The organism is Streptomyces sp. NPDC029151, from assembly GCF_055564315.1.
Genome location: NZ_JBVHWQ010000005.1, coordinates 478,827 through 494,644, shown reverse-complemented (window position 1 = coordinate 494,644; position 15,818 = coordinate 478,827). Strand labels below are relative to the sequence as shown.

Annotated in this window: 9 protein-coding genes and 1 pseudogene; 9 read left to right on the top strand and 1 reads right to left on the bottom strand. The window is 73.8% G+C overall.

Features of this window, described 5'->3' with window-relative positions:
- Nucleotides 1-203: 203 nt before the first annotated feature.
- Nucleotides 204-683, bottom strand: a complete 480-nt coding sequence (locus tag ACZ4VF_RS21775; protein WP_467927852.1) for an SRPBCC family protein — start codon at nucleotides 681-683, stop codon at nucleotides 204-206.
- A gap of 302 nt (nucleotides 684-985) precedes the next feature.
- Between ACZ4VF_RS21775 and htpG the strand changes: the two genes are divergently transcribed.
- From htpG to ACZ4VF_RS21730, 9 genes and pseudogenes are all read left to right on the top strand, one after another.
- The gene (htpG, locus tag ACZ4VF_RS21770; RefSeq protein WP_467927851.1) at nucleotides 986-2,887 is read left to right on the top strand and encodes a molecular chaperone HtpG; all 1,902 of its coding nucleotides are present in this window, start codon (nucleotides 986-988) and stop codon (nucleotides 2,885-2,887) included.
- Nucleotides 2,888-3,186: 299 nt separating this feature from the next.
- Nucleotides 3,187-4,395, top strand: coding sequence for an alpha-lytic protease prodomain-containing protein (locus tag ACZ4VF_RS21765; protein ID WP_467927849.1), 1,209 nt, complete (start codon nucleotides 3,187-3,189; stop codon nucleotides 4,393-4,395).
- Between the two features lie 87 nt (nucleotides 4,396-4,482).
- Nucleotides 4,483-4,704: pseudogene (locus ACZ4VF_RS21760) on the top strand (AbfB domain-containing protein); the annotation flags it as partial.
- A 94-nt stretch (nucleotides 4,705-4,798) separates the two neighbouring features.
- Entirely contained in the window at nucleotides 4,799-5,365 is a 567-nt protein-coding gene (locus ACZ4VF_RS21755; RefSeq protein WP_467927848.1) for a DUF2269 domain-containing protein, read from the top strand.
- 211 nt (nucleotides 5,366-5,576) lie between these two features.
- Nucleotides 5,577-8,996, top strand: a complete 3,420-nt coding sequence (locus ACZ4VF_RS21750) for a DUF4132 domain-containing protein (protein ID WP_467927847.1) — start codon at nucleotides 5,577-5,579, stop codon at nucleotides 8,994-8,996.
- Nucleotides 8,993-10,114 (top strand): ATP-binding protein, encoded by a 1,122-nt coding sequence (locus ACZ4VF_RS21745; protein ID WP_467927846.1) that lies wholly within the window; start codon nucleotides 8,993-8,995, stop codon nucleotides 10,112-10,114. Before ACZ4VF_RS21750 ends, ACZ4VF_RS21745 begins: the two co-directional genes overlap by 4 nt.
- A complete protein-coding gene (locus tag ACZ4VF_RS21740) occupies nucleotides 10,114-12,621 on the top strand; it encodes a DUF5682 family protein (protein WP_467927844.1) in 2,508 nt (835 codons plus the stop codon). The genes ACZ4VF_RS21745 and ACZ4VF_RS21740 overlap by 1 nt, the downstream gene beginning before the upstream one ends.
- Entirely contained in the window at nucleotides 12,618-13,850 is a 1,233-nt protein-coding gene (locus tag ACZ4VF_RS21735; protein ID WP_467927843.1) for a VWA domain-containing protein, read from the top strand. The genes ACZ4VF_RS21740 and ACZ4VF_RS21735 overlap by 4 nt, the downstream gene beginning before the upstream one ends.
- Nucleotides 13,847-15,802 (top strand): hypothetical protein, encoded by a 1,956-nt coding sequence (locus ACZ4VF_RS21730; RefSeq protein ID WP_467927842.1) that lies wholly within the window; start codon nucleotides 13,847-13,849, stop codon nucleotides 15,800-15,802. The genes ACZ4VF_RS21735 and ACZ4VF_RS21730 overlap by 4 nt, the downstream gene beginning before the upstream one ends.
- Nucleotides 15,803-15,818: the final 16 nt, after the last annotated feature.

Sequence of the window (15,818 nt, the reverse complement as noted above, 5' to 3'; positions counted from 1 at the left end):
GGTCTCAGGGACGAGAAGGAAACAAATCCCTCTGCGTCTTCCCCCCCCCCCCCCCCCCCCCCCCCCCCCCCCCCCCCCCCCCCCCCCCCCCCCCCCCCCCCCCGCCGCATGTCGTGTCCGTGTGTCCGTGCCTCTGCGGGTCCGTCTTCTCTGTCTTGTCTCTCTCGCCCGTCCGTATGTCCGTTCGAGGCCTCCCCGCGTGCTCAGAGCGGCGTCGAACCGCCGTCTCCCGGCTTGATCCGGCCGCGCCAGCTGCCGGACTCCGCGCCGCGCTCCTCGATGAACTCCTTGAACCGCTTCATGTCGCCCTTGACGCGCCGGTCGATCGTGCCCAGCAGATCCGCGGTCCGTTCCATGGCCCCGCTGGGTTCGACGTCCATGACCAGCTCGACCTTGGTGTGGGCGTCGTCCAGGCGCTCGAAGCGGACCGTGCCCTTCTGGTGGGTGTCGCCGCTGGTGGTGCGCCAGGTGATGCGTTCGTCGGGCAGCTGGTCGACGATCTCGGTGTCGAACTCCCGCCGTACGCCGCCGATCTTCGTGGTCCAGTGATTGTGCCGGTCGTCCAGTTGCCTGACCTCCTCGACGCCTTCCATGAAGTTCGGGAAGTCCTCGAACTGCGTCCACTGGTTGTAGGCGGTGTGCAGCGGAACCTCGACCTCCACCGCTTCCCTGACCGTGCTCATCTCAGCGTCTCCCCTCGTCGGAGCTTCGTTGCACCCGGCGAGTACCCGGGGGGCCGGTGGTTATGAGCGCCGAATGCACTCCGAGTGGATCTTTCGCACCGTGAGGGATCGGTTGCGTACGGTGTCGAAGCGCGTCGCCACCCTAGTGACAAGGGGTCGCCACCCTAGGGACAAGGGGTCGCCACCCTTGGGACAAGGGTACGGATCCAGCCACCGCCCCCTCTTCCGCCCGCCGCGCTGACGTGGTGTTTTACAGTGGCTTCACCAGTTTCGGTGACAGGACCTGTGAGGTATTCGCGATCATGCCGTCTGAGACCTTCGAGTTTCAGGTAGAGGCCCGTCAGCTGCTCCAGCTGATGATTCACTCGGTCTATTCGAACAAGGACGTCTTCCTGCGGGAGCTCGTGTCCAACGCCTCCGACGCGCTGGACAAGCTGCGCCTGGAGAAGTTGTGGGACGACTCGCTCGACGCCGACGTCTCCGACCCGCACATCGAGATCGACGTCGACAAGGAGGCCCGCACCCTCACCGTGCGGGACAACGGCGTCGGCATGTCGTACGACGAGGTCGGACAGCTCATCGGCACGATCGCCAACTCGGGCACCGCGAAGTTCCTGCAGGAGCTGCGGGACGCCAAGGACAAGGCCGGGGAGGAGGGGCTCATCGGCCAGTTCGGCGTCGGGTTCTACTCCGGCTTCATGGTGGCGGACGAGGTCACCCTGCTCACCCGGCGCGCCGGCGAGACCCAGGGCACGCGCTGGACGTCGCGCGGCGAGGGCACGTACACGCTGGAGACGGTCGACGACGCCCCGCAGGGCACCTCGGTCACCCTGCACCTCAAGCCGGCCGACCCGGAGAACCAGCTCCACGACTACACCTCCCCGTGGAAGATCAGGGAGATCATCAAGCGGTACTCGGACTTCATCACCTGGCCCATCCGGATGGTGCCCGAGAAGTCCAGCGAGAGCGACGAGGCGCCCGAGCCCGAGACGCTCAACTCCATGAAGGCACTCTGGGCGCGGCCCCGCGACGAGGTGTCCGACGACGAGTACCACGAGCTCTACAAGCACATCGGCCACGACTGGCGCGACCCGCTGGAGACGATCCGGCTCCAGGCGGAGGGCACCTTCGAGTACCAGGCCCTGCTGTTCCTCCCCGCGCACGCCCCCCACGACCTGTTCACGCGGGACTTCAAGCGCGGGGTGCAGCTCTACGTCAAGCGCGTGTTCATCATGGACGACTGCGAGGCGCTGCTGCCGCCGTACCTCCGCTTCGTCAAGGGTGTCGTCGACGCGGCGGACCTGTCGCTCAACGTGTCCCGTGAAATCCTGCAGCAGGACCGCCACATCGAGATGATGCGGCGGCGGCTGACGAAGAAGGTCCTGTCCACGGTCAAGGAGATGATGACCAAGGACCAGGAGCGGTACGGCACGTTCTGGCGGGAGTTCGGCACGGTCCTGAAGGAGGGGCTGGTCACCGACTCCGAGAACCGTGACGCCATCCTCGCGGTCGCCTCGTTCGCCAGCACGCACCACGACACCGAGACGACCACCCTCAAGGGCTACGTCGAGCGGATGAAGGACGGTCAGGAGGACATCTACTACCTGACCGGCGAGTCCCGGCAGAGCATCGAGAACTCCCCGCACATGGAGGCGTTCCGGGAGCGCGGCATCGAGGTGCTGCTGCTCACCGACCCGGTGGACGAGGTGTGGGCGGACGCCGTCGGCGAGTACGAGGGCAAGAAGCTGCGCTCCGTCGCCAAGGGCCAGATCGACCTCGACGCCAAGGACGAGGACGCTTCCGAGGAGGAGCGGGAGAAGCAGACCGAGGACTACGCCGGGCTGCTCGGCTGGATGAAGGAGCAGCTGGACGAGGACATCAAGGAGGTGCGCCTGTCCTCCCGCCTCACGGTCTCGCCGGCCTGTGTCGTCTCCGACGCGCACGACCTGACCCCGGCCCTGGAGAACATGTACCGCGCCATGGGCCAGGAAGTGCCCCGCGCCAAGCGGATCCTGGAGCTCAACCCCGACCACCAGCTGGTCAAGGGCCTCAACCAGGCGTACAAGGACCGCGAGGACCGCACGGAGCTCGCCGAGACCGCCGAGCTCCTGCACGGCCTGGCCGTGCTGGCCGAAGGCGGCCAGCCGAAGGAACCGGCCCGCTTCGTCAAGCTGATGGCGGACCGCCTGGAACGCGCGCTGTAACCCGGCCCGCCGGGCGCCGACGTCCTGCCCGGGGCACACCCCCGGGCAGGACGGGCAGGACGCGAGTGCTGCCCGGAAGGGCAACTTCCGGGACGTGCGAGCACGTGCCGCTCGACGACGGCCCGCGGCGCCGGGCCCGCCCCGGATCGTGACCGGGCCGCGGTCGACTTCTCTGCGGAGTCCTGCATTGGCATGGACCTGACGCAAGGCGACGGCTAGGCTCTGTCCCGCCACGCATGAGAGCGCTCTCAGACATCGGCTGTTCCACCCCACCCCTGGAACGACGAAGGGCAACTCCCATGAGACGCACACGACTTGCGCATACCGTACTGGCCACGCTGCTGCTCCTCGGCGGCCTGGCCACGGCGGGAACGGTCCCTGCGGCGGCGACGGGCCCCGCCGCGCCTACCGGATCCACCTCGCCCGCCGGGTCCACCGGGTCCGTTTCACCCCCCACCTCCGCCAGGCCGGTCTCCGACGGACTCCTCGCCGCCCTGCAGCGCGACCTCGGCCTCACGCGGAAGCAGGCCGAGACGCGGATCGCGGCCGAGCGGACCGCGGCCCTGCTCGCTCCGAAGGTGCGCCGGACGGCCGGCGAGGCCTACGCGGGCTCCTGGTTCGACGCCGCGCGGGGGCGTCTGACCGTGGCGCTCACGCCGGACGCCTCGCCGCAGACGCGCCGCGCGATCAGGGCGGCCGGGGCCGAGATCCGCACGGCAGCCCACACGGCCCGCCGGCTGGACACCGTGAAGGCCCGCATCGACCGCCTGTCCGCCCCGCCCGGGGTCAGCGGCTGGCACGTCGATCCGGTGGCCGGCACCGTGGTCGTCGACGTCGTGCGCGGAGACCGCTCTGACAACGATGTCCGACGCTTCGTGTCCCAGGCCCGCGAGACGGGTCCCGTGACGGTCAGGATCGTCTCCGCAGCCCCGCGGACCTTCGCCGCGGGAACGGTCGGCGGCGACCCCTACTACACGGGCAACGTCCGCTGCTCCATAGGCTTCTCGGTGTACGGCGGCTTCGTGACCGCCGGGCACTGCGGCTCGCCCGGCGCCGGGGTCAGCGGCTGGGACGGCTCCTACATCGGCACCTTCCAGGGCTCCTCATTCCCGGACAACGACTACGCCTGGGTGAGTGTGGGCAGCGGCTGGTGGACGGTCCCCGTGGTGCTGGGCTGGGGCACCGTGCCCGACCAGCTGGTGCGCGGCTCGGCCGTGGCGCCCGTCGGTTCCTCCGTCTGCCGCTCGGGATCGACCTCGCACTGGCACTGCGGGACGGTGCTGGCGACGAACGAGACCGTCAACTACAGCCAGGGCGCGGTGCACCAGCTGACGAAGACGAGCGTCTGCGCCGAACCCGGGGACTCCGGAGGGTCCTTCATCACCGGCGACCAGGCCCAGGGCGTCACCTCGGGCGGCTGGGGCAACTGCACCAGCGGCGGCGAGACCTGGTTCCAGCCGGTCAACGAGATCCTCGGCCGGTACGGCCTGACCCTGCACACGTACTGACCCTGCACACGTACACCGGCTGAACGCTCGCACATGTACACGGGCCGCGCGCCCGCGGAGGTACACCGGCTTGAGCCGGGTACACCGGCCGACCGCACACCTACACCGGCGGTGTACGTCCCGATCCGCGTCACCACCCCCGGCTGCACCGACCGCTACTTCCGTCACCAGGACGGGCTCGGCTTCACCGCGGTGGTCGACTCCGGCAGCAGTGACCTGCTGAAGCAGGGCGCCATCTGGAAGGTGCGGCCGGGACTCTCCAACAGGCGGCGCTACTCCTTCGAGTCGCGCAACCATCCCGGAGAGTACCCCCTGAGAGCCGGCGGCGTACTCCGCGCCGAGTACACCGGGTTACTCCGGCCGCCGGACGGCAGCACGGGCCTCCTCCGGCACCGTGGCGTGCATGAAGTTGAGCCGACCCGCTCGCCGGGCCTCCCTCGTCGTCCATGTGGCCGCCTCCGCGAGCTGGCTCGGGCTGACGCTCGGGCTGCTCGCTCTCGCCGTCACCGCCACCACGACCGGATCGGCGGTGACGGCCGAGGCATCCGTCCGGGCGATGGAGCTCTTCGCGGACTGGCTGCTGCTCCCGCTCGCGTTCCTCACCTTCCTCAGCGGTGTCGTGCTGTCCGTGGGGACACCCTGGGGACTGGCCCGCCACCGGTGGGTCGTCACGAAGTTCTGGCTGACCCTCGCCGCCACCGCCGCCACGGCGTTCGCCCTGCGGCCGGGGCTGGACTCGGCGGTCGCGGACATCACGGCGGACACCGCGGCGGGCGCGCCACTGCCCGGCCCCGGCGACCTCCTTCCGGGCCCGGTCGTCTCCCTGTCCGCCTACCTCTTCATGACGGTGATCTCCGTCCTCAAGCCCTGGGGACTCACCAGGCGCGGCAGGAACCACCGCACCGCCTCCCGCACACCGGCACCGGCACCGGCCTCGGCCCCGACCGGGCAGGCGGACGGCGCGCGTTGAGCAGAGCCGTCGGCGGGGTCGGGTTCGGGGCGGCATGTGTGGCACAGGCCCGTGGCTGGCTGGCTGGCTGGCTGGCTGGCTGGCGGGCGGGCGGCGCTCGCCGAGCAGGCCGGTCGGACGGCCGTCCGCGGGGCGTTGTCAGTGGGGCCGGATACCGTGACGGACATCTGATCAAGCTAGCGATCCCACCGGGATCGGTGGAGGAGGGGCTGTGCGGCGCACGGAGTCGGTCGGGGTGGGGTCGGTGGGGGAGGAGGCCGAGGGGGACGCTCTCGTGGCCGCCGGACCGGCGGCGGAGGCGGCGGAGACGCCGGCCGCGCTGCCCGACGAGGAGACGTTCCGGATGCCGGCCGCCTGGCGGCGGCTGGTGTATCCGCGACGGGGCGGGATCGAGCGCGGCGTGCCCGGGCCGCACCCCGAGGCCGAGCAGCGGACGGCGTTCCGGCTCCACGAGGAGACGGACTGGATCGAGGCGATGCTCAGCGCCCCGAAGAGCGACCCGCGGCTCGTCCAGGCCACCCGGGACCACCTGAGCGGCCGTCACAACCCGCTGGGCGCCGCCGTCGTCGCGTCGCTCACCTTCCCCTGGCAGTACCCGGACGGCATCTACGTCGACGCCTGGGTCCGGGCGCACGGCCTGGCCTTCGCCGCGCAGGCGGTGGTGGAGTACTTCGACGTCGAACCGCACTACCACCAGAGCGGCACCCGCCGCGAGGACCCCTGGCTCGGCTTCCGCGCCGGCGCGACCACGGGCGCCCACTGGGCGCGGTCGAAGTTCGCCGACCGCGTACGCGCCCTGCTGTCCGTGGCCGACGAGGACACCTACCGGGAGACGGTCGCCGCACTGTCCGGCTGCCGGACCGGCGTACGCCGCCGCATCGTCGTGTCGTACCTGCTCCCCACCGAGCAGGAGTGGACCGACGAGTGCTGCGTCGACGCCCCGCAGGCCGACGAGCTGCTGCGGGCAATGCTGCTGTGCTCGCTGAACTCACCGGAACAGCTGAAGCACTTCGGCCGCCGGGCGGGCCTCGGCTGGAACGGCTGGACGACGGCGCTCGTCGCCACCCTCGCCGAGGGCACCGGCCCCGCCTTCGCCCCGCTCCTCGACGAGGCCTTCGACCGGGCCTACAACTCCGAGCAGACCAGGGGCTTCGCCAACGCCCTGGTCGAACTGCCGACGGACGAGGCGTTCCAGCTCCTCCTGGACCGCGTCGGCGACAAGCACGTCCGCCCGCACCTGCTGGACGCGATGCGCCGGTACCCGGTGCGCGCCCTGCGCCTGCTGGGCGCGGAGGCGGCCGGCGCCGGCAAGAACGCGTCGATGGCCGGGCAGCTGCTCGTCTCGCACGTCCTCGCGCACACCGGTACGGCCGCGGCCGTGCTGCCCGAGCTGCCCGCCGAGGTCGCCGCCCTCGTGACGCCCCACCTCACCCGTACCGACCGGGTCGCCGACACTCCCGCCGAGGCGCTGCCCGCGCTGCTGGTCAGCCCGCCGTGGACAGCCAAGCGCAAGGCCCGCAGGACCCGGGTGGCCGCCGAGGTCCCGGCGGCCCCCGAGCCGCACATGCTGTGGCAGCCGGGCGAGCAGGACGCCTGGAGGAAGGCAGACACGTGGTACGACAGGTGGCAGGGCGACCGTGACTGGTCCCGCCAGATCGAGTACCTGAAGAGCACCGGGCGGCTCGGGAGCTTCCACCACGTGCGCCTCTTCGTCGAAGGCCCCGAGGACGTCGTACGACCGCTGCTCGCCGACTGCGCCCCCGACGACTACTGGGACGGCGAGACGGCACTGAAGCCGGTCGCCGCCAGACACACGCTGGCCGCCCTGCCGCTGATGCGGCGGGCCGCGGCCCGGCACCCGGGCACCCTCGGGGTGCTGGTGCTGCCGTACGGGGACGTCGAGGTCGCCGCGCTGGTGTGCGACTGGCTGGCCCGGCTGAGGTCCGCCGACGCCACCGCCCGCGCCTGGCTGGCCCGGCACGGCCTGGACGCGGTGCCCTTCCTCGTCCCACACGCCGTGGGGCCCGCCGGCGCGGTCCGGCGCGGCGCGGAGAAGGCGCTGCGGCTGCTGGCGGACGCCCACGGCCGCGCGGCGGTCACGGCGGCCGTCGCCGAGCGCGGCGCGGAGGCCGCGGACATCGTGGCGGAGACGCTGGCCGTCGACCCGCTCGTCAGCGCCCTGCCCGCGCGCCTGCCCGCGGTCGGCGCCTGGGCGGACCCGGCGCTGCTGCCGCAGATCCTGCTCACCGAGGGCGGCGCCCTGCCCGCCGACGCCGTCCGCAACGCCCTGATGGTGCTGGCCCTGTCCAAGCCCGGCGAGGTCTACCCGGGCGTGGAGGTGCTGACCGCGCACTGCACCGCCGACTCCCTCGCCGAATTCGCCTGGAGCCTGTTCGAGCAGTGGCGGCTGGCCGGCATGCCACCCAAGGAGAGCTGGGCGCTGCACGCGCTCGGCTGGCTCGGCGACGACGACACCGTGCGCCGGCTCACCCCCGTCGTACGGGCGTGGCCCGGCGAGGGCGGCCACCAGCGCGCCGTGGAGGGCCTGGCCGTGCTCGCGGCGATCGGCACGGACGTCGCGCTGATGCATCTGCACGGCATCGCTCAGCGCGTCCCGTTCAAGGCGCTCAAACTGCGCGCCCAGGAGAAGATCGCCGAGGTCGCGGAGGGCCTGGGCCTGACCGGTGAGCAGCTCGGGGACCGGCTCGTGCCCGACTTCGGCCTCGACGCCGACGGCAGCACCGTCATCGACTACGGCCCCCGGCAGTTCACCGTGGGCTTCGACGAGCAGCTGCGCCCCTACGTCCGTGACGCCGACGGCAAGCAGCGCAAGGCACTGCCCGCCCCCGGCGCCAAGGACGACCCGGAGCTGGCCCCGGCCGAGCGGAAGCGGTTCGCCGCGCTGAAGAAGGACGTCCGGACCGTCGCGAGCGACCAGGTGAGGCGCCTGGAAGCCGCGATGGTGACCCGGCGCACCTGGACCGCCGCGGAGTTCCGGGAGCTGTTCGTCGCCCATCCGCTGGTGTGGCACCTGGTCCGGCGCCTGGTCTGGATCAGCGGCACCGGCGAGCGCGCGACGGCCTTCCGGGTGGCGGAGGACCGCACCTTCGCCGACGTCCACGACGACGAGCTGACGCTGCCGGAGGAGGCGACGGTCCGCGTGGCGCACCCGCTGCACCTGGCGGACGACCTCGACGCGTGGTCGGAGCTCTTCGCCGACTACGAGATCCTCCAGCCGTTCCCGCAGCTGGGCCGGGCCGTGCACACGCTGACCGAGGAGGAGGCCGCCGGACACCGGCTGACCCGGTTCGAGGGCGCGCGGGTGCCGGTCGGCAAGCTGCTCGGCCTCACCAAGCGGGGCTGGGAGCGCGGCGAACCGCAGGACGCGGGCGTGGAGCGCTGGTTCCACCGGCGCATAGACGACGACCATTACGTGGTCATCGGGCTCGACGAGGGCATCGCCGTCGGCGCGCTCGACGTGTTCCCCGACCAGACGTTCGAGAACGTCTGGCTCGACTCCGCCCCCGGCGACTACTGGCCCCGCCGCGCGTACCCGCTGCGTTTCGGCGACCTCGATCCGGTCGTCGCCTCGGAGATCCTCGCCGACCTCACCGAGGTGACCGCCAAGTGACCGCCACCGTCGAGGTCGAGGAGACCGGAGAGACCGGCGGGACCGGGGAGGCACTGCCCCAGCGTCCGCCCGCCGAGGTCCGCCACGCCGGCGAACTGGCCGCCCTGCGCGCCGCGGACGACGGCCCCCGCCCTCCGGGCTGGCGGCTCAGCCTCCGGGCGGCCCGCCGGTTCATCGTCGGCGACGAGGAAGCCGGCGTCAGCCGCAAGTTCGTCGGCAACGTCTCCCTGGTCGAGCGAGCCCTGGTGACGCTGGCCACCAACCGGGGCCTGATGCTGGTGGGCGAGCCCGGCACCGCCAAGTCACTGCTGTCCGAGCTGATCGCGGCGGCCGTCAGCGGCAGCAGCGCGCTCACCGTGCAGGGCGGCGCGGCCACCACCGAGGACCAGATCAAGTACTCCTGGAACTACGCCCTGCTGGTTTCCGAGGGCCCCTCTGCCCGCTCCCTGGTGCCCGCGCCGATGCTGCGCGGCATGGCCGAGGGGCGGATCGTGCGGTTCGAGGAGATCACCCGCTGCCCGCTGGAGGTACAGGACTGCCTGCTCTCCCTGCTGTCCGACCGGGTCATCACCATCCCCGAACTCGACGGACCGGGGGGCCTGGTCTTCGCCCGTCAGGGCTTCAACGTCATCGCCACCGCCAACACCCGCGACCGCGGTGTCAACGAGATGAGCGCCGCCCTCAAACGGCGCTTCAACTTCGAGACGGTGCTGCCCATCGCCGACTTCGAGACCGAGCTGCGGCTGGTGGAGGCCGAGGCCGCTGCGCTGCTGCGGCAGTCCGGGGTGGAGCCGCCGCCGCGCCGGGACGTGCTGGAGGTGCTGGTCGGCACCTTCCGTGAACTGCGAGGCGGCGCCGCGCGGAGCGAGCGGATGGCGACGGTGATGAGCACCGCCGAGGCCGTGTCCGTGGCGCACGCGGTCGGGGTGCGGGCCTGGTTCCTGCGCGGTGAACCCGGCGGCGCCGCCGACGTGGTGACCTGCCTGGCGGGTACGGCCGCGAAGGACAGCCCCGAGGACCTCGCCCGGCTGCGCCGCTTCCTCGACCAGGAGGCACCGCGCCGGCCCGGACCGCAGTGGCAGGCCCTGCACGAGGCCCGTCACCTCCTGGCGGACTGATGCCCGCCGCAGCGGCGGACCGGCCGCCCGCCCAGGCGGGCCCGGCGCCGACTACCTCCCCCGTCTTCCTCGGCGTGCGTCACCACTCGCCCGCCTGCGCGCGTCTGGTCGCCCACGCGATCCGGACGCTGCGGCCGGCGTTCGTGCTGGTGGAGGGCCCGGCGGACATGAACGAGCGGATGGACGAGCTGCTGCTCGGACACACCCTGCCCGTCGCCGTGTTCAGCCACTACCGCGACGACCGGCGGGTCGCCACCTCCTGGACGCCGCTGTGCGACTACTCCCCGGAGTGGATCGCGCTGCGGGAGGGCCGCGCGTCCGGTGCCGACGTGCGGTTCGTCGACCTGCCCGCCTGGCACCCGGCCGTCGCCGGCGACACCGACCGGTACGCCAACCGCTACGCGGACGCGGAGGCCCGGTACGAGCAGGCCACACGCAGGCTGTGCGAGCGCTTCGCCGTCGACTCGGTGGACGCCCTGTGGGACGGGCTGTTCGAGGTCGCCGAGCCGGGCACCGACCCCGAGGAGCTCCGCGCCCGGCTCGACGCGTACTTCGGGCTGGTCCGCGGCGACGCGGCGGCGGACGCCGCGGACCAGGCCCGCGAGGCGTACATGGCCTCCTGGGTACGGGCCGCACTGGCCCGCGCCGACGGCCGTCCGGTGCTGGTGGTGACCGGCGGCTTCCACCAGCCGGCCCTGCGGGCCCTGTGCGCGTCGGCCGGCGGCACCGCGGCCCCCGCCGACTGGCCCGCGGTGCCCGAGCCGCCGCACGGCGCGCTCGGCGGCAGCTTCCTCGTGCCGTACTCGTTCCGGCAGTTGGACGCCTTCGCCGGATACCAGTCCGGGATGCCCTCACCCGGCTACTACCAGCACCTCTGGGAGACGGGCCCGGAGGCCGCCGGGCGGGAACTGCTGCGCGCGGTCACCGAGCGGCTGAGGACCCGCCGGATCCCGCTGTCCACGGCCGGCCTGATCGCCGCCCGCTCGCTGTCCCAGGGCCTGGCACGCCTGCGCGGCCACCCGTACGAGACCCGGGTGGACGTCCTCGACGGCCTGGCCGGCGCGTTGATCGGTGACGATCTGGACGGGCCGCTGCCCTGGACGACGCGGGGTGTCCTCGGCGCGGGCACCCACCCGGTGGTGGTCGAGATGGTCGCCGCCTGCACCGGTGACGCCGTGGGCCGGCTGCACCCGGACACGCCGCTGCCCCCGCTGGTGCACGACGTGGCCGCCCGCCTCGCCCGGCTGGGACTGACCGGTGCCGGCACGCCGGTCACCCTGGACCTGACGAAGGAGGAGGACCTGGCCCGCAGCCGCACTCTGCACCGGCTGCGCGTCCTGGGCATCCCGGGCTTCACCCGGCACTCGGGGCCGGCCCACGGGTCCGACCCGGTCTCCACCGAGGTGTGGGAACCCCGCCCGGCGACAGCCGGCCGGGAGGCGGCACTGATCGAGGCCGGCGCCTACGGGGCCCGCCTGGACGAGGCGGCCACGGCGCTGCTCGGCGAACGCGTACGTGCGGCCGGCCCGGACGCCGGGGCGCTGGCCGGGCTGCTGTTCGACACCGTGCTCTGCGGGAGCGGCCCGCTCCGCACCGACCTGCTGACGGCGCTCGCCGCCCAGGTGGGACGGCTCGGTGACCTCGGCCCGCTCGGCGAGATCCTGGCGGCGGCGCTGGGCCTGTGGCGGCACGACCGGGTGTTCGGCACGGCCCGGGAGCCGCTGCTGGGCACGGTGGTGGGCAGCGCGGCGGACCGGGTGCTCCGACTGGCGGAAGGGGTGCACGGCGGCCCCTCGGTGGACCTCGCCGCGCTGCGCGCCCTGACCGCCGCGCGCGACGCGCTGCGGCACGCGCCCGGCCTGCTGCCGGTCACCCCCGAGGCCGCCGCCGACGCCGCCGCCCGCATCAGCCGCGACCCGCGCGCCCCGGCCGCGCTGCGCGGCGCCGCCTTCGGACTGCGCTGGGCGCTGGGCGTCCCCGACGATCCCGGACCCATGGTCCAGGCGCTCGCCGCTGCCGCGGTGAGCACCCTCGGCGACTGGCTGACCGGTCTGTTCGCGGTGGCCCGGGAAGAGGTCGGCCACGGTACCGAGGCCGAGGGGCACTCCCTGATCGGCCTCGTGGACGGCATCGTCTCGGGGCTGTCGGAGGCCGACTTCCTCATCGGCCTGCCCGCCCTCCGCCAGGCCTTCGCCTTCTTCCCACCGCGCGAACGGCAGCGCATCGCCGAACACCTGCTGCGGCGCCGCGGCCTGCGCGGCTCGGCCCGCTCCCTGCTCCGCACCCCCGCCGACCCCCTGCTGCGGGCCCGCGCCAGAGCCCTGGAGGAGAACGTGACCCGACTGCTCGACCACCACGGCCTCGCGCTGGCGCCGATGCCGTCGGCGGCGGAACCCGTGACCGCACCCGTGGCGGAACCCGTGACTGCGGGCGCGGTCCCCGCGGCCCCGGCGGTCATCCCCCTCGGCCGGGCCGTGCCCGCCGCCGACCCGGAGGCGAGCCGGTGAGCCCCGCACCCACCGACCCGGCTCCGGCCCCACCCGGCACGCCGGCGGCCCCGGCCCGGACCGCGCCCAACACACCACCGGCCCCCGACCCCGGGCTGGAGCGCTGGCGGCTCGTCCTCGGCGCCCCCGCCGAGAGCTGCACCGGCCCGTTGCACGGCGCGTCCGCGGCCCGGGACGCCGCGCTGGACTGGCTGTACGGCCGCGACGAGGACCTGCGCCGCCGCGGTGTGCGCCGTGGGGCGGCCGACTCCCGCGAGGGCGGGAGCGGACCGTCCCGGCTCACCGCGGTGGACTGGCTGGACGACGTCCACCGGCTGTTCCCGAAGGAGACCGCGGAACGGCTGGAACGCGACGCCGTGGAGCAGTACGAGATCCACGAGATCGTCACCGACCCGGACGTCCTCGCCCGGGTCGAGCCCAGCCAGACCCTGCTGCGGGCCGTCCTGCACACCAGACACCTGATGAACCCCCAGGTCCTGGCCGCGGCACGGCGGATCGTGGAAACGGTCGTACGACAGCTGATGGAACGTCTCCAGCCGGAGGTGCGAAGGGCGTTCACCGGCTCCCGTTCCCGCCGCCCCAGCCGGCTGCCGCTCGCCCGCGACTTCGACTTCCGCACCACCATCCGCGCCAACCTCGCCCACTACCAGCCCGACGAGCGCCGCATCCTCATCCAGCGGCCGCACTTCCACTCCCGCACCCACCGTCACCTGGAGCAGTGGCAGCTAGTGCTGCTCGTGGACCAGTCGGGTTCCATGGCCGGCTCGGTGATCCACTCGGCGGTCACGGCCGCCTGCCTGTGGAGCCTGCCGGGCCTGAAGACCCATCTGGTCGCCTTCGACACCGCGGTGGTGGACCTGACCTCCGACGTGACGGACCCGGTGGAGCTGCTGATGCGGGTCCAGCTGGGCGGCGGCACGGACATCGCCCGCGCCGTCGACTACGGCGCCTCGCTCGTGGAGAACCCGCGGCGGACGATCGTCGCCCTCATCTCCGACTTCTACGAGGGCGGCGACCCGTTCCGCCTGGTACGCACCGTGCGGCAGATGGTCGAGCAGGGCACGACCGTGCTGTGCCTGGCCGCCCTGGACGAGGCCGCCGACCCGGCCTACGACCGGGAGCTCGCCGGGCGGCTGGCCGCGGCGGGCGCCCCGGTGGGCGCGATGACCCCGGGCCGGCTCGCGGAGTTCGTCGCGGAGCGGATCGGCCGCGGAGGGCAGGCCCGGTGACCCGTTCCGACCTGCTCGCGCTGACGCCCGACACGCTCGCCTCGCTCGCCAACCGGGGCCTGGTCAAGCGCGCCGACAAGGATCTGGCCGCCGGCGCGTGCCCCGTGCTGACCGTCGGCGACGACGGCACCGTACACGGCACCTTCCCGGACGGCACCGAGACCGCGCTGCCCCCGGGCCGCGGCCTGGACGCGACCGACTGCACCTGCGCCGCGGCGGCCGTCTGCCGGCACCGGATCGGGTTGGTCCTGGCCTACCAGCGCGCCGCACCGGGCGGGACACCCACCGCCGACGAGCCCCTGGTGGACTGGTCGCCCGGCGAGTTCGACGACGCCGCGCTGGCCGCCGCGCTGGGCCGCATCGCCCTGACCGCCGCCCACCGCACCCGCGCCCGCGGCTACACGGCCCGCGTGCACCGCCCCACCGCCGACGACCCGGCACCCCGGGTGGAGCTGCCCACCTGCACCGTCCGCTTCCCCGTCCCGCACGAGCTGGGCTACGCCCTCACCGACGCGGCCGCCGCCCTGCGCGGGGAGGTCGTCACGCTCGCGGTGTGGGCCTTCCGCGCCGCGGACGCCGACCGGGCGACCGAGGTGTCCGTGGGCGGCCGCACGACCGCGCGGACCGCTGCCGCGGACGAGGCGCTCGGCGCGGCCGTGGCGCTCGCCGACGAACTCCTCCTGGACGGCGTGCGGCACGCGGGCCCGGTGTTCGCCGGCTCGCTCCGCCGCGTCGGGCGGGACCTGGCCGCCACCTCCCGCCACTGGCCCGCGGGCGCCGTGGCCGACCTGCGGGACCAACTCGACGCGTACACGGCCCGCGCGACCCGCTACACCCCCGAACGCCTGGCCCTCCTCCTCGCCGAACTCCACGCCCGGCAGCGCGCCGCCGGCCACGACCCGGCCGGGGTGCTGGGCACAGCGGAGCCGCCGGTGACCCCGCTGCGGCGGGTGCGGCTGGTGGCCCTCGGCTGCCGGATCGGCGGCACCGCCCGGGACCGTACGGCCGAGACGTACTTCGCGCACGTCGACGCCGGCATCGCCCTGGTCCTGCGCACCCGCTGGGAGCCGGCCGGGAACGAGGCACCGACCGGCCACGACCTGTCCACCCGCCGTCTGCTCGGCTCCCCGCTGCACACGCTGGCCACCGCGAACGTCGTCAGCGAACACACCTCGCGGGCTGCGGACCGTACGGTCACCCTCTCCCGCGGCCGTATCGCCGCGACGAGCACCACGCCGGTCGGCTCGGCGTGGACGGAGCTGCCCGAGAGCCTGCTGCTGCGGGACACCGCGGCCCATCTGCGGGCGGCGGGCGAGCGCCCACCAAGGCTGATCCGCCCCCGGATCGAGGCGGACTCCGTGCGGGTGGTCGTGGTGGACGCCGTGGAGGGGATCGGCTACGACCCCGCCGCGCAGCGTCTCGAAGCGGTCCTGCGCGATCCGGCGGGCAACGGCGTCCACCTCCACGCCGAGTACAACCCCGTGTGCCCCGGCGGCCTCGACGCGCTGGCCGCGGCCCTGGCCGACCCCGGAATCCGCGCCGTCAGCGGCATGCTGGGCCGGGCCCGCGGCCGTACCGTGCTGGACCCGCTCGCCGTCCTGACCACCGGGGGCGTGACCGTCCCCGACCTGGCACCCGGCGCGGGCGACACCGGCCTGGGCAAGGCCGCGCGCCCCTCGGCCGACCCGATCACCGGGGCCCTGGAGGCGGCCCTCACGGCTCTCGCGGACAGCGCCCACCAGGGCCTGCGCCACCTCACCCCCGCCACCCGTACCGCCCTTGCCGACAGCGCGGCCCGCCTGCGCCGCACCGGCCTGGACGTCGCGGCACGCCTCATCGACGACCTGATCCGCATCCTGCACGACCGGGGCGCCCCCGCCGCCGTCCCGCACTGGGTGACGGTCCACGTCCACCTGACGACGAGCCTGGACCTGCACCAGGAGGACGGCTGACGCGTCAGGGCGCGCG